The organism is Halobacillus ihumii, assembly GCF_902726645.1.
Lineage (GTDB): Bacteria > Bacillota > Bacilli > Bacillales > Halobacillaceae > Halobacillus_A > Halobacillus_A ihumii.
Genome location: NZ_CACVAO010000002.1, coordinates 67,120 through 90,108 on the forward strand (window position 1 = coordinate 67,120; position 22,989 = coordinate 90,108).

Genomic DNA, 22,989 nt, shown 5'->3' on the forward strand with positions numbered 1-22,989 from the left:
ACATATGAACATAATGAAGGATGTGTGCTATATTAATAATCATCATCAAAAGCACGTTTTTTCAGTAGAAAATAATGTAGATTGCATTAAAAGAAATTTAGTAGCTTATGATTTTGGCTTTTCAGTAAGTATGCTTAAAATCATGGCTAGCCCAACTAAACTAAAAGTTATCTTTGCTTTAACACAAAAGAACGAATTATCCGTAGGTGAAATGGCTACTATTATTGGCACATCTTCTGGGACAGCCTCCCATCATCTAAGTATATTAAGAAAACTGGGACTAGTAACACTCCGAAAGGAACGAAAGGAATCATTGTATTCAATTAAAAGTGAGCAAATCAATAGCCTTGTTTTATCTATCGTCGATTTGGGAAGGACCATATGATACTTTGGGAGGATGGTTGCATGAATGCGTTATACCATGGCTCGAATTAATAGAAGAGGGTTAGTAGTTTCAAAAAAAGGGATACGGTCTTAATAGAAAAGAGGATTCATTGAACCAAACACTTTTCTATATTATACTCTAGAGCACTGTAGTCGATAAAACACCGTCTTCACTGTGCTCATTACCCTGTTTTAATGCTCGGATTCCTCAACTACCGAATCCCAATATTTATAAGGAGTGACTATTATAATGAAGAATGTAAAAGGGGCATTTGGTAAGTTTCGAAACGGTTATATGACATCCATCATACTTTTATGGTTAAAAACTTACGTTGTCTTAAGATTTTTGTTTGAGTTATCAGTAGAATCGTTACTAGAGGAAGTTATTCTATTCATTTCACCTTTAAGCTTCTCTATCTTGTTGTTTACACTTGTTCGATCAGACAAATTCATTAAAAATATTATCTACAAAGCATTGGCCAATCTATTAGCCACTGGTGTTTTGTACGCTAACTTGCTATACTATCGCTTTTTCAACGACTTTATCACTTTGCCTGTCGTTTTTCAGACTAAAAACTTTAGCGATTTAGGGGGAAGTACGGCTACACTTGCTAAGCCTCTTGACGTTTTTATATTTATTGACATCATTGTGTTGACACTTGTTTCAATAGTGTTTGCTGCTAGAAGAAGAAAACCTAAAGCAGCAGTGCCTTTTAAACGTCGCTCCCGTCGTTTCGGTATTCTCATAGCCTTAAGTATTTTTGTGGTCAATGTCGGTTTGGCCTACATTGAGAGACCGGAATTGTTAACAAGAACTTTTGACCGAGAAATGCTGATGAAATATCTCGGTCCATACAACTATCAAATGTATGATGTAGTATTACAGTCAAACACGAAAGTTAAAAGAGCATTCGCCGAGAGTAGTGAATTAGCACCTATAAGATTATATACGGAGGCAACTCCTCATGGGATCAATGCCAAAATGTTTGGTAAAGCAAAAGGGAAAAATCTCATTCTTATCTCATTAGAATCGACCCAAAGCTTTGTGATCAATAACAAGGTGAATGGGAAGGAGATTACCCCATTTTTAAATGATTTAATTGATAAAAGCTACTATTTCCCGAATTTTTATCAGCAAACAGGACAAGGGAAGACATCGGACTCCGAATTCCTTGTCGAAAACTCATTATATGGTTTGCCAAGTGGTGCTGTATTCTTTACGAATTCTCAAAATGAGTATAATGCAACACCAGAAATTTTAGGGAAATCTGGCTATGAATCGGCTGTTTTCCATGCTAATAATAAGAGTTTTTGGAATCGCAACATTATGTATCAAACCCTTGGGTATGATCGTTATTTTTCTCAAGAAGACTTTAATATTACTCCAGAAAAGTCAGCAGGTTGGGGGTTAAAAGATGAGTACCTCTACAAACAATCCATGAAATACTTGAATAATCTAAACGAACCTTTTTATGCAAAATATATTACCTTGACCAACCACTTCCCTTTTTCCTTAGAAGAGGAAGATGAGATTGTTTCGGAATGGGATTCTCAGGACGGCGTTTTTAACCGGTATTTTACAACAGTTAGCTATGAGGATAATGCATTAAAACAATTTTTTAATAGGCTTAAAGAAAAAGGTCTATATAAGGATTCTCTTTTCGTCATTTATGGCGATCACAATGGTATATCAGACAATCACACTAAGGCAATGGAAAAATACCTTGGCAAACCACATACTCCGTACAGACACATCCAATTACAAAGAGTCCCACTCATTATTCATAATCCGGGACAAAAAGGCAAAGTCATGGAGACAGTGTCTGGACAAATTGATTTGAAACCAACCATCTTGCACTTGCTAGGTAAGCATATTAAAAACGATATCCAATTTGGAACAGATTTATTTGCCAAAAAAAGAAAAGATTTTACCGTATTAAGGGACGGAAGTTTTATCACGGACAAGTATATCTACACGGAAGGGAAATGCTATCGCAAACCAAGTGGTAATGAAGTTGAGTCAAAACAATGCCAAGAATGGAAACCGATGGCTAAAGAGGAGTTAAACAAATCCGATCAAGTCGTTTACGGGGATCTATTAAGGTTTTTGCAGCCGTATTCTTCTAATGATAACCCTGACGTTGACGAATAATCCTTTGTTTCTATGATATGTTCGGAAGAGCAAGATAGTTTTCTATACGGCTATCTTGCTCTTTTTATATTTGCTATATTCTAGGGTATTATTATCCCCAGATGACCTTCTGTCATTCTCGAACCATAAAATTAAGTAAAAAGCTGTAATCTTTAAGTGATTTTTATCTATAATTAATAGACTAACTTTTTTAAACGAAAGCCAGGTGTTCAATAATGGACAAGACGAATCATCGAGACGCATATTTTGATAATGCTAAGTTTTTACTTATCTTTTTGGTGGTTTTTGGACATGTCATTAGCCCTTTGAAACATGACAATCAACTGTTGTTTGCGCTTTATACGGCCATTTATCTATTCCATATGCCTGGGTTCGCTTTAATGTCAGGTTACTTTGCAAAGAAGTATCAACGAAAAGGGTACATCTTAAGCATCACTAAGAAGCTGTTACTACCTTATCTCTTATTTCAAGTCATTTATAGTGTTTATTATTATATGACTGGGAAGGAAACAACCCTAACTATTAATTTATTTCAGCCTCACTGGACACTTTGGTTTCTATTAAGTTTGTTTTGTTGGCACCTTCTCTTATTTCTTGTAGGGGTAGCGTCAGGAAAATGCGGATTTACAACGGTAAGAAAAAGGCACCATTTCTCTTTTTTGTAGGATGAAATGGTGTCTTTTGTTATTTAAGAGATACCTGATGAACTTTTCAGTGTTTTTAACCCAGTTGGTTCCTTAATAATCTCATCAAGTGTTATGGAGGAAAGAGGGTAGTTTAGGTAATGTAAGCCCTTTCAAATAAATGTAGTTTTTGTATTGCTAAATTTTTGGAATTGGGCTACAATTCTCACTAGGAAATACTTTATTTGGAAACGATAGGTGACTAATACACTCATATACACAACATAGAAAGGATTTAAAAATGAAGCTAATAAAAAATAAATCTTTTTCACTGTTATGGTTCGGTAACACCACCTCTGTATTTGGTAACTCAATCTATATGATAGGTGTTATGTGGTACATAGTTCAATTAACTGGAAGTGGTTTTGCTTTAGGTTTAAGTGCCCTCTGTATTAGTTTACCTTCCTTTTTATTTATGATCTATGCGGGAAGACTGGCAGATACGAATAAAAAAAGAGAGATAATGGTTATCTCAGATTTTTTAAATGCTGTACTAATGCTTGTCATAGGAATACTGATTTCTAATAATACTACAGCTGTTCCCCTCTATATATTAATTTTTTTAAGCTCCACATTGAATGTATTTTTTAAACCAGCACTTTTAGCATCTATTCCTCTAATCGTAAGCAGAGACGATTTAACACAAGCAAATGCATCCGTTAACACTACAAACCAAATAGCAAATGTTTTAGGTCCGGCAGTTGGAGGGATACTAATAAGTCAATTTGACATAGCCTGGGTATTTTATCTAAATGCAATTACTTTCTTCATTTCATCCGTTGCTGAATTATTTATAACTGTACGTCCTATCAAAGTGATCAAAGAAGGGGGGTACATAAAGTCATTTATAAATGGCCTTAACGTTCTTAAAAAAGATCCATCTTTATTAAGGCTGATTATCGTTGGTGGTTTTTTGATAAATTTGTTTCTAGCACCCACTTTTGCCTTTATAACTTACATTTGCGGGGAAGTCTTAGAAGTAGGAGCCAAGGGATTAGGTACAGCTGATTCTGTTTTAGCTTTAGGTGCTGTAATAGGAAGCTTAACAGTTATGTATTTTTCTAAATTTGACAAAAAAAAGCTAGCCATTTTGGGATTAGTCTTAGAAGGGGTAGCCCTTCTAATCGGAGGATTATGGGATACATACTTGTCTCTACTTATTTGGTCAATGTTATTAGGGATAGGTTTAAGTTTTGCTGGAATTGGAATAAGCACTCTTACCCAACTCATTACTCCAGAAGATTACCTAGGGAGGGTTAACAGCGTAAGTGGGGCATTCTCAGCAATATCTGTCCCTCTGGGAACTTTAGTCGGAGGCATAGTATTAGAGAACGTAAATATTTACCTCATTTTATTGATTTATGGAAGCTGCATCTTATTATCTTCTTTACTTTTTATTAACCTTAAGGAACAAAGTGAACAAAAGCAAGCTGTAAACATATCATAAAATTGGAGGATTAAAATGAAAACACTGTTTCTTTACCCCCCAATATTCGATCCGACTTCAGGTTATCATAGTTTAAGCTATTTAAAATCGTATATTGAAGAACATAGGGATTACCACATAGACATCATTGATACAAATATTGAAGCAATAGATAAAACCTTTTCCAAAGATTACTATAATCGCCTTAAAACCCATGTCTCTAATAGAATTAACGCCCTTAATAATAAAGAAGAACTTAATGGTCTTGAACAACATGAATTAAAGTACTTACTTTTGGGGAATGAATTTGAGTACGATAATTTATGGGAAGCTGTATCAATTATGAGAAATGAAGAAATGTTTTATGACTACAATAAATATCGATATTCTGCCGAAACAATTAGTAATTGGATGAAGATTATATCCGTTTATGGTTTCCCAGGGCAGTTTGACGGCTTCAGCTTAACAACCCAAGGATACATTAACTTAAATAGCAGTAGTGATCTTAAGAATCGAGAATTAACAAGAAAAATTATGAAGCCTTTGGTAACATTTTTTGAAAAAGACTTATTTTATAAGATATATCAACAATCATATAATGCTATAGGTATTAATATAACTTATAATTTTCAAACTCCATTCGCATTAGAGATAGCAAGAATGATAAAAGATCATTTTCCTAACTTACATATATTTTTTGGTGGAACAGAAGTTGCCGATATATGGAAGTATTCTCTTAATAAAAATACTTTTTTTGAAGTTTTTAATTGTGCTGACGCATGTGTAGTAGGAGAAGGAGAAATAGCTATCTTAGAATTGCTAGATTGCGTGGAACACCAAAAGAGTTTCCATCCCCTCAAGAATGTAATATTCCACCCTAAACACAACATTCCATTAAAACATGAGATCCAATATAACAAAATTAATAACATACCAACTCCGCAATACGGTGATTTGCCGTGGGATAAGTACCTCTCGCCGCATAATTTCATCTATTATTCTCCATCCAGAGGTTGCTACTGGAATAAATGCACTTTTTGTGACTACGGTCTAAACTCCGACTCCCCTACGAGTCCATGGAGACAAAATCCTATTGAAAAAACAGTAGAAGATTTAAGAGTTCTATCCCAAAACTATAAGTATATATATTTTTCTGTAGATGTACTTGCTCCTGCCATGCTCCTTAAATTAGCAGAAAAATTAATAAATGAGAGAATAGATATTCGTTGGGGGGCCGAAATAAGATTAGAAGGATACTGGTCTGCGGAAAGGTGTGAGTTGTTAAAGGAAAGCGGTTGTACATGTATTTCCGTAGGTTATGAATCAGGGACACAAAGAGTCTTAGATTTAATTAATAAGGGAACTACTGTTGACAAAATAAAAGAAACGATTCAGAACTTTAACAATGCAAACATTGGTGTTCAAATGATGGGGTTCATAGATTTTCCTACCGAAACATTTGATGAAGCTATGGACACTTTTAGTTTCTTAGAAGAATCAAAAGAGGATTGGACAATGATTGGCATAGGAGAGTTTTCTCTTACTCCTGGTGCCATAGTAGCTAAAGATCCTCAAAGATTTAAAATTAAAAATGTTAGGGGTTATAACAGAGAAGATATCCCACGTTCTTTATATTATGAAGAAGAAACCACTTCAAAAACTGATAGGGAAAAGGCCATGATAGCTGATTATAGAGTTAAATTGACAAATGTGCATTTTGGTAGACCTTGGATTGGTGGGATTGATACGCCTCATACAATGTTTTATCACGATAAATATGGGACAAGGATTGGTGACCAATTACTATCAGTGGAAAATTACCACTCTCGTGAAGAGATTTATCATTTAAATGGTAGGATCGTTAACCTTGAATTACCTTTTGATATATCTGAATTATTTGACGATGATCAGCTCACTAACCTTCATAACATTGCCAATGAAAATATTGAGGGTCTTACGTATAGAGAAATCATACAAAAGGTACAATCTGTGAATTTTGAGATAGATAATCGAAACCTCCAAAAGCAGAGTTTTTTCATTAGAAGCAATGGTAAGGTCTACCCTTTTAGCGAGAAGATAAACGCATTCTTAGGTTCATTTTATCAGGGTAACACCCTAGAAATGGCCCTTACAGAATTTTCAATAGATGAGCACGAACAAGTAATATCATTATTCGATAAGTGTATTTCAAACTATCTTTTAAGAAAAGGATCAGAAGAAAAAATGGTATTAGGGGGTAAGTAATTGAAGAATGTTCTTTTAATTGGGACTGGTTCTATTGGTATCGTGAATTTGCCTAGTTTCATAATAGAGTTGAAGAAGTTAAATTTTAGCTGCAAATGTATTCTTACCCATAGTGCAGCAGAATTCGTTCCCGAAAAAACAATTGGTTACTTTGCGGACACGTTTACGGATGATAAATCAATTGGTAGCACCTTTGCAAGAATACCTCATATTGCTTTAGGTAGTTGGGCAGACATTGTAATGGTTCTGCCGGCAAGTGCTAATACAATTAATAAAATGGGATATGGAATAGCTGATAACTTGGCTACATTAACTGTTATCTCTACTAGAGCTCCCATCATTGTGTTCCCTAACATGGAAAAAACCATAGCTGACCAAGATATTGTGAAGGAAAGCATAGTTAAGCTTGAACAAAGAAATATACGGGTTATTCAAAATGTTAATGAGGGATACTCGACTTCTTCACAAAAATTCGAAGAATCTTTGGTTCTTCCGACGTTTGAACAATTCAGGGTTATTTTAGAAACTGCAAAGGAGGAAACGATAGTATGAACTTGGGAAGTGGCGAAAAAATTAATTTAAAAATGAACAAAGAGAGATCAGGCGGGAACAGAAAGTATAAGTGGTCAAAATATAACCTCACGGTTCCAACACACAAAAAAAACTTCTTGCTTTATAACACTGCTAACCAGAAAATGATGACTTCAGAGCAATCTTTTGAAAGAAGAGAAAATTATTATACTGATGGAGCCCCTTTAGCGAAAGGGGATGACAAGTTAGTCGATTTGGGTTTTTTAGTGGAAGAGAGTATTGATGAATTTGCAAAACAAAGGTTTGATTATCAGCAACATCAAGGAGACCGATCCCAGCAAATCATTGTAATGCCAACGGAACAATGTAATTTTAGATGCGTGTATTGCTACGAAGAATTCTTGAAAGGAACAATGGAACCAGAGTTACAAGAAGGATTAATATCATGGGTTAAAGCAAATATATCTAATTGGGATAACCTTGCTATAAGTTGGTTTGGTGGTGAGCCACTAGTTGGGTATTCAGTAATTGAGAATGTATCCCCTCAGATTATAGAATTATGTAAAGAAAATAATGTTAAATATACAAGTGGAATGACCACTAATGGATTCCTTCTTAATATAGAAAAAGCAAAGAAGTTATATGATATGGGTGTTAGAAGCTATCAAATAACTGTAGATGGTACGGAAGACTATCATGATCAAACAAGAGTCCTTATGGGAGGTCAAAAAACTTACAGTAAGATTATGAAAAACTTACTGGATATTAAAGATTCTGACCTTGACGTTTCAATTAAAGTAAGAATGAATTTTAGTAGTTTTAATACTGAAAACATTTCTGACTTTCTTGATGAACTATCAAGTAATTTTAAGTCAGATCCAAGATTTACGTTTGATCTACAACCTGTAGGTCAATGGGGAGGACCCAATGATGAGGAACTTCCTATTTGCACTTCAAACCAAGCGAATCTAATTGAGATAGATAAGACTTGGGAAGGGATTGAAAAGGGGATACCGACAACTAAATTTTTAGATGCCCTTCGCCCTAATAATGTCTGTTACGCAGCTAAAGAAAATTCATTAGTAATCGGTTCGGATGGGATCATCTACAAATGTACCGTGGCATTTAATAACCCTATGAATCATGTTGGTCAGTTACATCCGAATGGAGAAATTGAACTTGATATGTATAAATTTAGTCAATGGGTATCTTTAGATGGGGCAACTGATCCCCATTGTCAGTCATGTCAGGTTGCTCCTATATGCCACGGTTCTTTTTGTCCTTTGGTTAGAATTGAGCATGGTAAAGATACAAGACCTTGTCCCCCCTTAAAGTCAAATTTAGAAGCTTATGTGAAAAACTTATACAAACAGATCACATTTTCAAAGGAAGAAGTAAAACAATAAAGTTCATAATTAACTTGAAAGGAGGTGATATTATGGCAAATACTCCATTACTTGAAAATGAAACTGAAGGTATTGATTTTGCAGAATTTGAAGAGGTTGTAGAACTTAACCGAGATTATTCACTAGCTTCTGCAGCAGATACAAACAATTGTAACTGCTAATCTTATTTTGTTGAAAAGAGCAGTACTTACAAAAGGCCAATCAAGTTTCGATTGGTCTTTTTAATTCGATGCTTTCACATTATAGTGACGATATAATTGAAAATTAATGGATAGTATTGTAAAATAAAATAGACTTGGTAGTAACAAGGGACTCTTAAGATCCCAAGGGATGTTCCTGGGTTTTAAATATAACCTGGGAACATCCTTTTTGTTTAGAGGAGGAAGGAAGAGTATAATCTCAATTATTGACCTCCCCGGTACTGATTGAAAAATCACTCTCTTCCTTCTAGTAATTATTTTACATTATACCAGTCACCCCCTAAGAATCTTTATCCCCTTCCTTTAGCCTTCGGTAGAAAGCAGCTGCACTCCTCCTGTAATCATACATATCTCTTTAACAGTCTTATCAGAATTTTTACGAAGCTCAATTGCATGATTCATCCCCGGATGTTTATCAGTGTACTTTTTTATTCTTCCCCGATACTTTCCTTTTTGCTTTGCCGACTGAATCCCCGCACGTTGTTTCTCCTTAATCATTTCTCGATCAAGCTCACTAAAGGCCGCCATTACCGTTAAAAAGAATTTCCCAGTTGGAGTTCTAGTGTCAATCCCCAAATTTAGGATTACAAAGTCTACATCTCTTTCTTGAAGTTGTTCAACGAGCTGTAACATCTGAACTGTATTCCTTCCTAGGCGATCCATACGAGTTACAACTAAAGTGTCCCCTGTAGTGAGCTTAGAAAGGAGATCTTCCAATTGCTGCTTTTGTTTAGTTACCCCACTAATTTTCTCCTTGATAACTTCATCCACCCCATACGTGGTAAGTTGCTCTACCTGACTATCCAAATTTTGGTCTTGTGAACTTACTCGAGCATACCCAAATATCATTTTATCCCCTCGATTTTATATGTATTTTTGATAGGTGTTATTGAGAGACTATAAAGCTTATGATATCAAGGAGCCGACTTTCTATCAATAGGGTACACTCTATTGATAGAATCGTAAGAGTAAAGTGAATATTCTATGAAATGGGTGAACTAAATGTCTATTGCTAGAGGGAGAGAATTGCTCACTAATGAACAACGGCAATCCTTTATACAGATTCCTGAGGACGAACTCGTAGTTGGAACCTACTACACATTCTCTAATTCGGATTTAGAACTGATTAACAAGCGTAGAAGGGATGAAAATAGACTGGGATTTGCAGTACAATTAGCTGTTCTCCGACCTTAAGGCCATTAAAACTCCCTTAACGTTGTTAAAAATAGGATAGCATTCGGGAAAATGCGCTTAACGTTGTAAATCCGCATTTTCCTGACGCTACCCCTTACTCAGGGGTTATCGGTTTAGAGGTAATAAATCTGTTTAATACCGATATGTCACTAGAGAATGATATGAAACTTTCATTCTCTAGTGTCGTTTTTTAATTGCTTAGTTGACGAACTTTTTTATTTGTTTCTTCGTATTTCCATAATAAGCTCTTCTACAACTTGCTCCAGTTGATTAAAATTTCTTTCCAATCGCATGAGTAAATAAAACGTAACGACAATAGGAAATCCTAAATTGCCTATCAAAGAGATCCAATAATTTGGTTCCATACAAATCACTCACCTTCCATGTCTACTCCTTTTTTACTTAAAATCCCCATTCAAATATAGAGGTAGTACTCGGATTTGAACCGAGGATGAAGGTTTTGCAGACCTTTGCCTTACCACTTGGCTATACTACCACAACTTCTAAAGCAATTATTATTCTTCTTACTATTTAAAGAGTATCTTGCTAACAAATATAAACACGAAATGAAAAAAATTTGGAGTTAAATAATAACTTTGAAGTTACTCTTTAAATGGATAAAGGGGGAAATAATTAATGAGCACCAAAATACTTGAGATTAGGGAAAGAATAGAACAAGGTAAAAACATCCCGAAAGGTTTAAAATTACTTAATGTAGAAAGTTTATGGGAGAAATCTGATCAGGGAAAAGGGAATGTAATAGCTGTTATTGATTCGGGGTGTGATAGAAATCACCCTGATTTAAAAGATAACATTATTGGAGGGTATAATTTCACAGGTGAAGGGGAACACCATGACTTTTCAGATAGCAATTTCCATGGGACTCATATTGCAGGAACCATTGCGGCTAACAATATAAAATCCGGAATTATTGGAGTATCCCCGCAATCTAAATTATTAATTCTCAAGGTAATTGATAAAAGAAACTCAGGTACTTACACTTCATTAGTTAACGCCATTAATTACGCTATAAAATGGAAAGGGCCAAAAGGGGAAAAGGTATCAGCTATGAATATATCTTTAAGTGGCCATTACGATGATGATAATCTCTATAAATCAATTGTTAACGCAACAAAAAGAAATATTCCAATAATTGCGGCATCCGGAAATAGTGGAGATTCAAAAAGGTTATATCCTGCTTCTTTTAAGGAAGTACTACAGGTTGGTTCGGTTAATGAGTCACTAAAATTAAATAGTTTTTCAAACAAAAACGGACGAAGTTTATTTCTAGCTCCGGGTAGTAATATTCTTTCGACATTTCCCAACAGTCTCTATGGTAAAATAACCGGAACTTCAATGGCAGCACCGCATATAACAGGAGCTGTTTCTTTAATCATAGATATAATGAAGAAAGAGAAAGTACCAGTGAAACTAGAAACCGTGTTAAGGCAATTAACTAAATACTCCATCCCTTTAAGTGAACACATGGATGGTGAAGACATCAGATTAGTTCAATTTAATTAGGGAAATTTAATTGGGGTAGTACCAACATTTTAACGGAAAACTCACGCTAAGACAGTTTTTACCATAAAAAAGCCGGAATTCTTTACGCTAACGAATTCCGGGGGACTGTTTCAGATATTTAATGGTCTTAATGTATTCGCTTTGGTCAAATTTTTTAAATCAAATGAATATTCTCCTAGGAAATTAATATGTTCCCACCCTAATGGTGAAACATGTCCAATTAACTCTTCTTTTAAAACACCCTTTTCCCTCATGACCTTTATTGCTTCTGTAAGATATACCGTGTTCCAAACACTTATTGCGTTTATTAAAATGTTTAATGCACTATTTCGTTGCAGTTGATCTTGTAATGCACGTTCACGCAATTCTCCTCTTTTTCCAAAGAATAATGCTCTGGCTAAAGCATTCATGGCTTCACCCTTATTCAATCCTCGCTGAATTCTTCGACGTATTGCTTCATTTGAAATGTAATCTAAGATAAAAATAGTTTTTTCGATTCTCCCCATCTCTCGGAGGGCCGTTGCAAGGTTGTTCTGTCTCGAATAGGAACCTAGTTTACCTAAAATAAGTGCAGCAGAAACTTTACCTTGACCAACAGATTGTCCCATACGTAACACATCAGCGTAATTTTCTTGAATGACCTTAGTATTAATGCGACCTTTTAATAACGACTCAAGCTTTGGAAATTCATTTGGCTTCCCCATAATATGTAACCGCGTGTCCGTCAAGTCCCGAAGGCGAGGAGCAAATCGAAAGCCCAAAAGGTGACATAGACCAAACACTTGGTCTGTATACCCAGCTGTATCCGTGTAATGTTCTTCAATGTTAAGTTCAGATTCATGATGCAGCAGTCCATCGACTACATGAAGTGCATCGCGGGAATTCGTGTTTACGACATTTCCACTAAAGGTTGAAAATTGGTCACTTGTAAAACGGTAAAAGGTCGTTCCTTTCCCATGACCGTAGTGGGGATTTGCATCAGCGTAAAGGGAAGGAACTCCTACTTGGACGCGCATACCATCTGATGAGGAGGTAGTCCCATCTCCCCAGTAAGATGGCAATAAAAGTTGGTGATGAAAATCAACGAGTGCAGCCTGCGCCTTATTCATAGCATCATCATGCATTCTCCATTGAGCGATATTGGCCATTTGATGGTAAGAAATTTTAGGAGTAGCATCGGCCATTTTGGTTAGTCCAATGTTAGTTCCCATACCCATGAGTGTTGCCATGAGGATGGATTTCTCATTGCCCTTTGGCGGGTGACCAGAAGATGCGTGGAGAAAGGCTTCATCAAAACCCGTCCAGCTCGCAACCTCTAAAAGAAGATCGGTTAGTTTGATCTTTGGAAGCATCTTATATAAAGACAAACTAAAGGATTTTGCTTCTTCCGGAGTGTTTTTTTCTAAACGATCAATATGAAGTTTCCCTTTTCCAATATTTACTCCTTCTAATTCATGAACATGGTTCGATACCCAGTTCAGGCGTTCAGTAAGTGTTTGTGTTCTTTCACTTATGAATTGATCAACTGAAGGACTAACCGCAAGTTTACTATTTTGTAAATCAATCTTCTTCCATTCATCCTTTGAAATTAAATATTCATCAAAGTTTTTATATTGGCGGCTACCAGTTACGGAGACATCTCCTGATCGAATATGATTACGAAGTTCTGTCAACGCGGCCATTTCATAATAGCGACGGTTAATGGACCCATCCTCATCATATACATGTTTTTGCCATCGATTAGAAATAAAATCGAGGGGAGCATCTTCTGGAACTCTTCTCTTTCCAGATTGATTCATTGTACGGATCGTATCTATGGCCTCCATCAAGGGTTCTGCTGATTGATTTGATTGAAAATCTAAGGCATTTAATAAAGTGGGTGTATATTTTCGTAAGTATGAGAAACGATTTTCAAGTAAATCCAAGTAATCATAATCAACGGGCCGTGATAATTTTCTGGCTTCTTCCACAGAAGAAATAATATTCTCCCACGGCATAACTGTTTCCAACGTTTCAAATGGATCAAGCCCTTCATCTCGTGCTTTAATTAACGCAGCGCCCAGATCAGCAAAATGAATGACCTTTTCATTGATGGATTTCCCGTGTTGCTTTTGAAGCTCTTCCTGGGCTTTTCGGCCTTTGGATTGTAGAACCATGATTTGACGATCATGAATTTCAATGGCTTGGTCAATTAATTCTTGGCTTAGATATAGGAGGTATGCGACAAGGATGGCATAACGTTTTGATTCCTTAAATCGTCGAAATGAATGAGGCTCATATCTTGCTCCCATACGGGATAGTTGGAGTAGGCGGTTAGGATGGATTTCTTTAGTATTAGAAGAAAGATTGATCTCCCGAACATACTCCAAGCGTTTAATAGCATCCAAAAAGGCGTCTGGAGAGGATTGCCCAGGTTTTTCTCTTAACCATGACAGAGGTGTTCTTCTCTGTTCATCAGAAGGTTCTGTTAATGTATCAAGCTGTTGTTTTTGGTTTGAAGTCAGAGATTCTGTTAATCGTTGGTAAACTTTCTTCTCCGCCCTTCGCCGGATTTCCCATACCAACCTTTCAACAGTTGTCATAGCTGGTAGAATGATTTTTTGCTTTCTCATTTCATCGATAGCTATCTTAATTAAATGGAGGGATTGATTGTTTTCCATGGCAAAAGGGAGCAAATAACGTGATAACTGTCGGTAGTTGCTCATTGAAAAGAAAGTATATCCATAAAACTTTCTGATTTCTTCCAAATGTTCATACTTGGTTTGTTCCCGTCCTGCATAATATTGAAATTCCTGTGCGTTCACATGGATTTGGTCTGCAATATAGTTTAAAACAGCATTTGGAATAGGGTTCGCATCAGATAAGGTCCAGCCCGGAAAGCGCAGAAGGCAAAGTTGAATAGCGAATCCTAAACGATTATGATCCCTTCTGCGACGTTTAATAAGATTAATGTCTTGTGGAGAAAGGGTATAGTAACTCGCTAATTCCCACTTACTAATATCGGATGGGATTTTCATAAACTGTATCCTTTGTTCTGATGTTAACAATTCCTCTTTCCCTTAAATACAAAAGTATTACTCCTCTCTCTTATTTATTAACCGGAGGAATTAATGTAGATATTTTCCACAGCTTTTTCTTTATCCTGGGCGGTGGGCTGACTGTAACGGAGGACCATGTCAGCCGATTGATGACCGGACAATGACTGAATGACAGAAATGTCTTCACCCGCACGTACAAGACCTGTGATAAACGTATGACGTAAAGCATGAGGGTGGACTTTGTACTTTCCAAGAACGGTTTGAACACTTCGAATACTGATTCGTTTCACCCGGCTTGATAAAAATAAGGCTGGTTGATTGTCGCCCCTTTGATCAAGATAATCTGTAAGCGCACGACGCACCTCCACGTTTAAGGGGATAATTCTCTCCCGATTACCTTTTCCAATAACCCGGACCTCACCTTTTCGTTCACTTTTCTGAATATCATCTCTGTTGAGGGAAACGAGTTCCCGGACCCGTACTCCTGTATAAAGAAGCATAAGGATAATAGCGTAGTCGCGTTTGTTACCGTCACGATCTACTTCACGAACTAATCGATTTCGCTCAATGCGATCTAATCCCTTAGGAGCTTGCTTTTTAAGGTCAGCCATTTTAACAACACGTATATCCTGAACAGCTTTGGCATTGCCTGTCCATCTTGCAAAAGGTTTAATGGCATTCCAAATTTTATTAACAGTTGCGGCACTTTTCCGTTTAGCCGTCAGATAATCAATGTACTGTTGCACATCAGATCTTGAAAAATCTTCTAAGTTTGTGCCCGTTCCTTCTAACCAATGGTTAAATTGCTCTAATGCATGTATATATGTGTCACAAGTTGATTCTGACTTCCCCTTTAAACCTTCTTCTCTGAACACTTCTAATACTGATTTCGTCATTGGACTCCCCTTTAATACACCATCACATAATTCTACGCTAAAATTTCCGGCCATTAATCTTTGATTATACACCGGTAACACATGATTGATTCGTTTCGACTTTAGCTCATTTTATCATAGAATTATTGTTCTATGTCATAATTCTATGATAAGTATATAAAAAATCCGATACTTCTATTTTGGAACAGACATATCAAATCGTGATACATAATTATAATTTTTTTGGATAGGCTTGTACTAAGGCTTCATAAAGATAAGACTAGGAAAAAGGATGGTGCATCATTAATGAAGCGTTTACTTACAACAGTTATTGTTCTTCTATGTTTATTCACTGGGGTCGCGTTTGCTTCTGCTCAATCTCAAAACTCTAATAACCACGATTCAAAAGGAACGGAACAAGCAACAGATCAACTTATGCTGAAGCTTTTTAATGAACATATTGACAAAGCAGTCGCCAATTATTATAAGGATGACTCAATAAGTTTTCAGTATAACTGGTGGGATGAAGGTTATGATGTCGTTGAAGTAGATCAGAGTGAAAAAGGTCATGTCCTAAAGAGTCCATATGAGGTGACATTTACTGTTGAACCTATCAAAACAAAACATGACAAACAAACGAATACTACAACCCTCGGTCCAAAATTAGGGGGGACAGATAAAATAACCTTCGGTGTGGTACCGGGAGACGTAGCAAAAGGAATTAAAGTAAAAATGTTAAATTATGAGCATCATGACTCAAACGAAAACTAAATTAAAGATACTATGTACATTAAACTGTAACCCGAGAAAGGCTAAAACATAGAGCCTTTCTCGGGTTTTTGTTACTCTTAACGCTGAAACACCTAACAAATACCCTAATACAATGGGTTTATACAGAGTGCAAAAACAATTCGAAATTCTTATGACGATTGAGTCCAAGAAAGGTTTTCAGTATAATTTGGGTATAAAATACAGTTTGGGAAGAAAGGGGTAATGAATGAAAAAATATCTATTGTTAGTCATCCCAATTTTCTTTTACAGAGAACTTTTTAGATATTTTAATTTAGAGGCACTGATTAATTTAATAATTGTTATGATTTGCTTGACCTTTCTTTTTAAACGCACAGCTCTTAGAAATGTTCTTGATTTGTTCATTGCGATTTGTTTCACAATATATTTTTGTATATTGTACTCGAAGACTGTTGAACTGAAAGGGATCGTTATAGGGTTTTCTCATAGTTTTTCTTTTGAAAACGCAAAAAATGTTTTTGATACAGTTAACTTAATTCCCATCAAGGGCATTTTTGAAGTAATTACACAAAATATTTCAAATCTAAATGTTTTGTATCAGGTATTTGGAAACACAATCATGCTTGCCCCTTTTGCATTTGCTTTACTCTATTTTGAATGGACTAAAAGTTATAAGCAGGCGATTTGGTATACTTTGCTTTGTACAGTGGGTATTGAATTTATACAATTCGTATTAAGTTTATATTATAGTGTGTTTGAAATTGGTTTGAGAAGAAGCATAGATATTGACGATGTAATTTTAAACACTATAGGCGCTGGTATAGGAATAGGGGGTTACTACCTTTGGTCAATAATAGAGACTCAATTTAAAAGATGAATGTCTGATATTCCTGTTTCTATAAAAAGATGCCCCTCCACTTATTTGTGGAAGAGCATCTTTTTATAGAAGGGATCAGTCAAACCCTTCAGCATAAAAACTCGCTTGGTATGGAGCAGCATTGTACGTTGTAATATAAAATTCGGCTTCATCGTCACTACCATCTACTTGGTTAGTTATGCCAGACCACGTTACAGTAGAGGCTTGAGATACTCTAATCGGGTCACCAACGATTTCATCAAAATTACCTTGGCCATCGTATTCTCTTAATTGTACAGTGAAATTATTATTCACACCAGTGAACTCTATCTTGAAGTTTCCACCGCCGGATTCCCAATTATCACCTGCACCTACTGGCGTATAATAAAATGTATCATCTCCAGTATAAGCGTATCCCTTAAACTTTCCTCTAGATTGCCATCCACCTGGATCATAAATATAAAACGAACTCATTTCTAATGGACCTGGTGTCACTTTTACATTTTCGACGCCGATAGGATCATTTGTTGATGAATTCACTTCTGGACTTGCTACCCCACCCTTTTCTGGTGATGTCATTCCTGCTACTTCAGCATGAGAAACTCCCGGTGCCAGAAGGGATGCAGCCAAAGCTAACGATGCAAAAGGTAAACCAATTTTTTTAAACATCGATTACTCTCCTCCCTGATTTTAAAAGTTACCTATGTAGATTCTTGATGTAGGGGTCCAGACAGCAAAACGCGGTAAACGTACGTTAAGAGTTGTGTTGCATTAGTTTTTCTTATATTTTAATTAAATTGTGTTGCGTAAAAGGGATAAATAATGCTTTTACAACTATCTAATACAACACAATTATATTTATGTTGTATAGAGCGAACAAAACTCAAGACATAGAAAAAGCCTAAGCGATAAGGTTTTTATCCTTAGCGTACGCTATCCGCGTTTTGCTGGCGGTACCCCATGTAGAAAAGAACCCCCCTCCCATTTTTTGGTATATAACTTAACTTCGACATTAAATTGTCATTGTCCTGCAAATAAATTGAAATAATCTTAATATTTAGTTTACTTTTTGTCATAATATACAGATCAATTTGGTAATAAACATCATAACGAATCCAAAGTCCAAATCATAGAATTAAATGGTAAAAACTGTCTTAGCGTGAGTTTTCCGTTAAAATGTTGGTACTACCCCTTGTAGGAAGATTTAAATGGTGGGGGGTTTTAGTAGCCTTCATTTTTGGTATCGCTATAGGATATATCGATGTGATCGGTCAATTTCTAAGTTTGTCCCGTACCTTTGTGTTCTTCCCAATCTTTTTATTAGGATTTTGTTTACAAAGGGAGCATTTTAACAAAATACGAAATCAGGTGCGGTGGAAGTGGGTTGGAGTCATCTTACTTCTGACCATATTAACAGCCTTTTACTTTGTCTTTCCTAAAGAAGGTATACAGTGGCTGTTTGGATCTTATTCATTTGAAAGTATGGGAGTAAGTGGTTGGGAAGCTGGAGCTATTCGATTAATACAATATGGACTAACTATTGCCGCAACCATCGGTTTTTTAGCACTGGTCCCCAACCAACCATTTAAATTAACCGTTATAGGGGCAAGAACAATGTACGTGTACTTACTTCACGGGTTTGTTATCCAGACGGTTAAGGCTTTCATTCCTCATAAGCAACTAGATCTATTATCTAGTAACTTGCTATTATTATTTGTAGCATCTATAGGAATTTGCTTATTTTTTGGCCATCAGGGAACAAAGCGACTAACACGTCCTATTATTTTAAATTAGTCGGTTTAGAACAGCATTTTGTTTGGATCATCATATCATGTATAGATCAAATTAAAGGGATGGCTTAGCAGCCATCCCTTTATGTCCTAGAATGGAATGGGGGTAGAATCCATTCCGTGTACATAATACCACATTAACATTTGTTCATATATAGATGCCATGTGACAACTTCTTAACTATTTAACATCTAACCATTTTGTTTGTAAGATCTAGTCCTTCAGATGACTCGTATTAGATTTTGGTACTAACACAATGTTTTTCTTAGCTTCGTCCACATAAACGGACAGGAACCGTATTTTCTTTCGATTTAATTTTCCAATGGCTTCAGCGGGTATAAAGATACTACCTTTTCTGCCAATGACACAAACCATATCAGTTTCACTTACCTCTTCCTGTATGATAAGATTGCTTTCTTGAAAACGTAAGCTAACACTGTGTCCTTGAATCCAGTTAAACTTGTCCCTCCATTTACGGGGGATATAGAAACGTTTAGAGGGCTTGACTTCAAATGTTTTGCCAATCGGTCGTAACATGAGCATCACCTCCATAAGCAGTAAACTCACACTGAATATTGATTATTTTTTTTATTCTTGATACTAATGTAACTCACCCCGAACACAAATAGTCCGAATACACCAAGTACAAATGAGATAAATGGCCAGTTAAGACCTTGTTTAGGTTCAACTAAAAATACATCAGCTTGTTCACGATTAAGAGCTAGTTTATACATTCCGGGTTTTTGTTCAAGTACTAACCCATCATGTAGGATCCCACGTAACTGTTTTCCTTCCGGTAACCCTTTAATCTCTGCTGTCCTTGTGGAACGATCATTATTGATAGCAACTACCATCACCTGATCCCCCAGGGTGCGTTTAAATATAAAAAATCCGTCTTCACTATATAATTTCTCAAAGTCCCCACGTGTTAAGACAGGGTATTGGTCCCTCAAGGCATTTAGTTTTTCAATTCGTTTACTTAGTTGGCCATCTCCAGAATTGAAATTCATAAGTCTATTATTATCAGGTATTTCACCTCCATCTAAAGGCACTTCACTTCCATAATAGAGAATAGGAATTCCTGGAGAGGTAAACATATAAGTTAACCCTAATTTCCACCTTGTGATTGGATTTTGACGCTTTTCAAGTGCTAGTCTTGTAAAGCGTTGACTGTCAGGATTATCTAGAAAATGACCTATATTAAAGGAATTATAAAGCTCTTTATCTTTTTCCCATTGATTAAAAAGAGGGTTATGTGACTCGCCAGCTTCCTTGAACGTTTCACTTGCACGTTTAGAGAAAGGATAATTAACGAGGCTGTTTATCCCGGTTCCTTTATATTGTGATATATAACCTTCATTCTTTATCTTACCGAGTAAGATAAAGTCTTCATCAATCGATCTTACACGATTAGAAAAGTCTGTCCAAAATTCTTTAGAAACTGGTTTTGCTGTATCTAAACCAAAGCCATCAACGCCGGTTTCTTTGATCCAGAAGGAGGCAGCATCCAATATGTATTGTTTTACTTCCTCGTTCTTCATATTCAAGACATAAGGAGTAGAAATTGCGGAACTATCGGAAGTCTTCTGTTCGTTCATATAGTTCTCTTTGAGATACCAGCCTTCCTTCCCCGGGTCTTTCCGCCAAGGATGTTGATTCCCTGTATAATTCACAACAAAATCAAAGATAACCTTCATGTCCCGTTTGTGAGCTTCTTTGACTAATCTCCTGGCATCTTCGATGGTCCCAAAGTGTTCATCAATAGATTTAAAATCTATGACTGAATATCCATGATAGCCATTTGTCCCGTTATCCATAATAGGAGTTAGTTGGATGGTGGTAAATCCCATCTTTTTAATATAATCCAACTTTTCAATAATCCCCTCAAGATCTCCCCCCTGAAAGGATTTAGGAGCATTGACATTAACATTTTTATCATTTTCAGTATTTCCATTCATGAATCTATCGACCATGATGAAATAAATACTTCCGTCTTGCCATTTACGGTCTCCTTTTTCATTTGCTCCTACGGGAAGCCCGTCAAAAAGGAGAAAAGATATCATTATAACTGTTAGCAAAGTAATTTTTTTCATTTCCACTATTCCTCCGTTGCCTTTGAAGCCTTATATATTAAAAAGGGGATTCTATTTTGTGTCTAAAATCCAGTCCAACCACCAAAAAACTGATTGGTTATAAAGGAAGTAAATTGAGTCATCCAACCAAAAAATAAGACGATTCCCATTGCAATCATGGCATAACCACCAACAGCCATGATTTTCCTGTTATGTTTTCTAATCCATTTTAACCTTCCGATAAAAAGAGCCATGATTATAAAAGGAATAGAAAACCCTAAGACATAACAGATCATATACAGAACAGCTTGGTTAGGGGAAGAGACTCCAAGAGCAATGACAGCGGCAAGGATCGGGCCTGTACAAGGGGTCCATCCAGCTGCGAATCCCATACCGACAGCACTTGACCCTAGATATCCTTGAGGACGGTTTTTTAGGGGAACTTTATAATCTTTCATCAGTACTTCAGGTTTAAAGATCCCGAGCGTCACTAAGCCTAAAAAGATAATTAAGATGGCACCTAATTGGCGAATTAAATCATCATAACGAATAAACCACCCACCAATCCAAGATGTTGAAAAACCAATAGCAATGAAAATGATGGAAAAACCAAAGAGGAAAAATAATGTGTGAAGAAAGGGTTGTTTCTTAGCCAACAATTTTTTGTCCTGTAAATCATCTAGGGACATTCCAGTAATATAAGATAGAAATGCAGGATATAAGGGTAAATTACAAGGCGAAATAAATGATAAAAACCCTGCTCCAAAGGCTAATAGTAGATTGATATCAGCCATTCGACTCTCTCCAGTCATCCGGTTGAATTCTCTTCATATATCCATGGATTTCTTTTTCCGTCATCCCAGCTGTGATACGATCAACGACTTTCCCGTTTTCATCGATTAAGAAGGTAACCGGTATGGGCCCAATTCCATAAGCATCTAGTAATTCCTCACCATAGTCCATTAAAACGGGGAACATCATTCCTTTACGATCGACAAACGCTTGTACCGTTACAGCACTTTCTCCTACATCGACAGAGAGAACCTGTACACCTTTATCTTTAAAAATTTGATATTGATTTTCTATGTAGGGCATTTCTTTCTCGCAGGGTTTACAGTAGGTTGCCCATACATTGAGAAATACACCTTGTCCCCGGTAATCGCTAAGTTGAATAATTTCCCCATCAAGAGTCTCCAATTTAAAGTCAGGGGCCATATCTCCGGCATTGACGACCCCTGAATTTTTTGTGAAGTTCTGATAAAGGACAAACCCTATGAGAAGGGCAAATACACTTAATATGGAGATACGCATGATCGATCGTTTGCGACGATTTTTCACTTTTAAAAACACGCCTTTCTTTAATGATCGATGATCTTAGATCTCTTCCCAGAACAGTAATATTTCTGAGACCGTATAATTAGAAGGTGTGGCCTGGTCCAGAGCTAGCATTTTAAATCACGGTATAAAACTTCCTGCTTACGCGTAGGAATGTAAACCAGATATGATTAAATTTACAGCAAGTAAGTTAAACATAATGATGGCAAACCCTCCCACAGCAAGCCATGCTGATTTCGTTCCATGCCATCCTCTTGAAAGTCTGAGGTGCAGGAAAGCAGCATAGAAAAAGAAGGTAATTAAAGCCCACACTTCTTTAGGATCCCATCCCCAGAAACGACTCCAAGCTTCTTGGGCCCATATCATTGCAAAAATTAGCGCACCTAGTGTAAAAATAGGAAACCCGATAGCCACTGCGCGATAAGATATTTCATCAACAAGTTCTGGGTTCACTTTTTTCAAGAAAGGCTGAATTGCTGCTCCAATGCGCTTTCTTAAAAATAAACGTACAAGCCAGTAAATAACGAGG

At 36.4% G+C, this 22,989-nt stretch carries 21 protein-coding genes, 1 tRNA gene and 2 pseudogenes; 13 read left to right on the plus strand and 11 right to left on the minus strand.

The features are described from left to right. Positions 1-130 precede the first annotated feature (130 nt). The 8 genes from G6R08_RS22560 to G6R08_RS22340 all read left to right on the plus strand — a co-directional run bounded on the left by G6R08_RS22560 (position 131) and on the right by G6R08_RS22340 (position 8,987). Positions 131-385: an ArsR/SmtB family transcription factor gene (locus tag G6R08_RS22560; protein ID WP_420810430.1), complete on the plus strand. Its 255-nt coding sequence runs from the start codon at positions 131-133 to the stop codon at positions 383-385. A gap of 249 nt (positions 386-634) precedes the next feature. Next, complete coding sequence (locus G6R08_RS21600; protein WP_079525017.1) at positions 635-2,536, plus strand: LTA synthase family protein; 1,902 nt, start codon at positions 635-637, stop codon at positions 2,534-2,536. A 215-nt stretch (positions 2,537-2,751) separates the two neighbouring features. Beyond that, positions 2,752-3,201: an acyltransferase family protein gene (locus tag G6R08_RS21605; RefSeq protein ID WP_079525019.1), complete on the plus strand. Its 450-nt coding sequence runs from the start codon at positions 2,752-2,754 to the stop codon at positions 3,199-3,201. Positions 3,202-3,460: 259 nt separating this feature from the next. After that, positions 3,461-4,666: an MFS transporter gene (locus G6R08_RS21610; protein WP_079525021.1), complete on the plus strand. Its 1,206-nt coding sequence runs from the start codon at positions 3,461-3,463 to the stop codon at positions 4,664-4,666. A 15-nt stretch (positions 4,667-4,681) separates the two neighbouring features. Then, positions 4,682-6,889, plus strand: coding sequence for a B12-binding domain-containing radical SAM protein (locus G6R08_RS21615; protein WP_079525023.1), 2,208 nt, complete (start codon positions 4,682-4,684; stop codon positions 6,887-6,889). Further along, a complete protein-coding gene (locus G6R08_RS21620; protein ID WP_079525025.1) occupies positions 6,890-7,441 on the plus strand; it encodes a flavoprotein in 552 nt (183 codons plus the stop codon). It abuts the gene before it with no gap. After that, positions 7,438-8,826, plus strand: coding sequence for a radical SAM/SPASM domain-containing protein (locus G6R08_RS21625; protein WP_079525027.1), 1,389 nt, complete (start codon positions 7,438-7,440; stop codon positions 8,824-8,826). Before G6R08_RS21620 ends, G6R08_RS21625 begins: the two co-directional genes overlap by 4 nt. 32 nt (positions 8,827-8,858) lie before the next feature. Next, entirely contained in the window at positions 8,859-8,987 is a 129-nt protein-coding gene (locus G6R08_RS22340) for a hypothetical protein (protein ID WP_275897964.1), read from the plus strand. A 319-nt stretch (positions 8,988-9,306) separates the two neighbouring features. Here G6R08_RS22340 and G6R08_RS21630 read toward each other — a convergent pair. Further along, a pseudogene (locus G6R08_RS21630) lies at positions 9,307-9,875 on the minus strand (recombinase family protein). A 153-nt stretch (positions 9,876-10,028) separates the two neighbouring features. Between G6R08_RS21630 and G6R08_RS21635 the strand changes: the two are divergent. After that, positions 10,029-10,214, plus strand: a pseudogene (locus G6R08_RS21635) (DUF4158 domain-containing protein); the annotation flags it as partial. Positions 10,215-10,435: 221 nt separating this feature from the next. Here the strand turns inward: G6R08_RS21635 and G6R08_RS21640 are convergent. Further along, on the minus strand, positions 10,436-10,585 hold the full coding sequence (locus G6R08_RS21640) for a YvrJ family protein (protein ID WP_079525029.1): 150 nt from the start codon (positions 10,583-10,585) through the stop codon (positions 10,436-10,438). 60 nt (positions 10,586-10,645) lie between these two features. Continuing rightward, positions 10,646-10,716: transfer RNA gene (locus G6R08_RS21645), tRNA-Cys, on the minus strand. A 140-nt stretch (positions 10,717-10,856) separates the two neighbouring features. On the opposite strand from G6R08_RS21645, the gene G6R08_RS21650 reads away from it, so the two are divergent. Then, the gene (locus G6R08_RS21650) at positions 10,857-11,744 is read left to right on the plus strand and encodes a S8 family peptidase (protein ID WP_079525031.1); all 888 of its coding nucleotides are present in this window, start codon (positions 10,857-10,859) and stop codon (positions 11,742-11,744) included. A gap of 110 nt (positions 11,745-11,854) precedes the next feature. Here the strand turns inward: G6R08_RS21650 and G6R08_RS21655 are convergent, their stop codons facing one another. Next, the gene (locus tag G6R08_RS21655) at positions 11,855-14,761 is read right to left on the minus strand and encodes a Tn3 family transposase (protein ID WP_079525033.1); all 2,907 of its coding nucleotides are present in this window, start codon (positions 14,759-14,761) and stop codon (positions 11,855-11,857) included. Between the two features lie 77 nt (positions 14,762-14,838). Beyond that, positions 14,839-15,678 (minus strand): tyrosine-type recombinase/integrase, encoded by an 840-nt coding sequence (locus G6R08_RS21660; RefSeq protein ID WP_079525035.1) that lies wholly within the window; start codon positions 15,676-15,678, stop codon positions 14,839-14,841. 285 nt (positions 15,679-15,963) lie between these two features. Between G6R08_RS21660 and G6R08_RS21665 the strand changes: the two genes are divergently transcribed. Then, a complete protein-coding gene (locus tag G6R08_RS21665; protein WP_079525037.1) occupies positions 15,964-16,428 on the plus strand; it encodes a DUF3888 domain-containing protein in 465 nt (154 codons plus the stop codon). A 226-nt stretch (positions 16,429-16,654) separates the two neighbouring features. Next, positions 16,655-17,284, plus strand: coding sequence for a VanZ family protein (locus G6R08_RS21670; RefSeq protein ID WP_079525039.1), 630 nt, complete (start codon positions 16,655-16,657; stop codon positions 17,282-17,284). Between the two features lie 75 nt (positions 17,285-17,359). Here G6R08_RS21670 and G6R08_RS21675 read toward each other — a convergent pair whose 3' ends face one another. Beyond that, the gene (locus G6R08_RS21675) at positions 17,360-17,932 is read right to left on the minus strand and encodes a hypothetical protein (protein WP_079525041.1); all 573 of its coding nucleotides are present in this window, start codon (positions 17,930-17,932) and stop codon (positions 17,360-17,362) included. 507 nt (positions 17,933-18,439) lie between these two features. Here G6R08_RS21675 and G6R08_RS21680 point away from each other — a divergent pair. Beyond that, complete coding sequence (locus tag G6R08_RS21680) at positions 18,440-19,057, plus strand: acyltransferase family protein (RefSeq protein ID WP_079525043.1); 618 nt, start codon at positions 18,440-18,442, stop codon at positions 19,055-19,057. 209 nt (positions 19,058-19,266) lie between these two features. Here the strand turns inward: G6R08_RS21680 and G6R08_RS21685 are convergent, their stop codons facing one another. From G6R08_RS21685 to ccsA, 5 genes are all read right to left on the minus strand, one after another. Beyond that, a complete protein-coding gene (locus G6R08_RS21685) occupies positions 19,267-19,590 on the minus strand; it encodes a hypothetical protein (protein ID WP_079525045.1) in 324 nt (107 codons plus the stop codon). 26 nt (positions 19,591-19,616) lie between these two features. Further along, on the minus strand, positions 19,617-21,146 hold the full coding sequence (locus G6R08_RS21690) for an alpha-amylase family glycosyl hydrolase (RefSeq protein ID WP_079525047.1): 1,530 nt from the start codon (positions 21,144-21,146) through the stop codon (positions 19,617-19,619). 62 nt (positions 21,147-21,208) lie between these two features. Then, a complete protein-coding gene (locus G6R08_RS21695) occupies positions 21,209-21,919 on the minus strand; it encodes a cytochrome c biogenesis CcdA family protein (RefSeq protein WP_079525049.1) in 711 nt (236 codons plus the stop codon). Beyond that, positions 21,912-22,463 (minus strand): thiol-disulfide oxidoreductase ResA, encoded by a 552-nt coding sequence (resA, locus tag G6R08_RS21700; protein ID WP_079525061.1) that lies wholly within the window; start codon positions 22,461-22,463, stop codon positions 21,912-21,914. The genes G6R08_RS21695 and resA overlap by 8 nt, the downstream gene beginning before the upstream one ends. 138 nt (positions 22,464-22,601) lie before the next feature. Beyond that, positions 22,602-22,989, minus strand: a 388-nt coding sequence (ccsA, locus tag G6R08_RS21705) for a cytochrome c biogenesis protein CcsA (protein ID WP_163531430.1), incomplete at its 5' end; no start/stop codon positions are given.

Excerpts from the sequence above, each read along its gene's own strand:
- G6R08_RS21605 (WP_079525019.1), top strand. The coding sequence starts at position 2,752 with ATGGACAAGACGAATCATCGAGACGCATATTTTGATAATGCTAAGTTT.
- G6R08_RS21660 (WP_079525035.1), bottom strand. The coding sequence starts at position 15,678 with ATGACGAAATCAGTATTAGAAGTGTTCAGAGAAGAAGGTTTAAAGGGG.
- G6R08_RS21650 (WP_079525031.1), top strand. The coding sequence starts at position 10,857 with ATGAGCACCAAAATACTTGAGATTAGGGAAAGAATAGAACAAGGTAAA.
- G6R08_RS21655 (WP_079525033.1), bottom strand. The coding sequence starts at position 14,761 with ATGAAAATCCCATCCGATATTAGTAAGTGGGAATTAGCGAGTTACTAT.
- G6R08_RS21675 (WP_079525041.1), bottom strand. The coding sequence starts at position 17,932 with ATGTTTAAAAAAATTGGTTTACCTTTTGCATCGTTAGCTTTGGCTGCA.
- G6R08_RS21665 (WP_079525037.1), top strand. The coding sequence starts at position 15,964 with ATGAAGCGTTTACTTACAACAGTTATTGTTCTTCTATGTTTATTCACT.
- G6R08_RS22560 (WP_420810430.1), top strand. The coding sequence starts at position 131 with ATGCTTAAAATCATGGCTAGCCCAACTAAACTAAAAGTTATCTTTGCT.
- G6R08_RS21625 (WP_079525027.1), top strand. The coding sequence starts at position 7,438 with ATGAACTTGGGAAGTGGCGAAAAAATTAATTTAAAAATGAACAAAGAG.
- G6R08_RS21690 (WP_079525047.1), bottom strand. The coding sequence starts at position 21,146 with ATGAAAAAAATTACTTTGCTAACAGTTATAATGATATCTTTTCTCCTT.
- G6R08_RS22340 (WP_275897964.1), top strand. The coding sequence starts at position 8,859 with ATGGCAAATACTCCATTACTTGAAAATGAAACTGAAGGTATTGATTTT.
- G6R08_RS21680 (WP_079525043.1), top strand. The coding sequence starts at position 18,440 with ATGTTGGTACTACCCCTTGTAGGAAGATTTAAATGGTGGGGGGTTTTA.
- G6R08_RS21685 (WP_079525045.1), bottom strand. The coding sequence starts at position 19,590 with ATGTTACGACCGATTGGCAAAACATTTGAAGTCAAGCCCTCTAAACGT.
- G6R08_RS21610 (WP_079525021.1), top strand. The coding sequence starts at position 3,461 with ATGAAGCTAATAAAAAATAAATCTTTTTCACTGTTATGGTTCGGTAAC.
- G6R08_RS21615 (WP_079525023.1), top strand. The coding sequence starts at position 4,682 with ATGAAAACACTGTTTCTTTACCCCCCAATATTCGATCCGACTTCAGGT.
- G6R08_RS21695 (WP_079525049.1), bottom strand. The coding sequence starts at position 21,919 with ATGGCTGATATCAATCTACTATTAGCCTTTGGAGCAGGGTTTTTATCA.
- G6R08_RS21670 (WP_079525039.1), top strand. The coding sequence starts at position 16,655 with ATGAAAAAATATCTATTGTTAGTCATCCCAATTTTCTTTTACAGAGAA.
- G6R08_RS21600 (WP_079525017.1), top strand. The coding sequence starts at position 635 with ATGAAGAATGTAAAAGGGGCATTTGGTAAGTTTCGAAACGGTTATATG.
- G6R08_RS21640 (WP_079525029.1), bottom strand. The coding sequence starts at position 10,585 with ATGGAACCAAATTATTGGATCTCTTTGATAGGCAATTTAGGATTTCCT.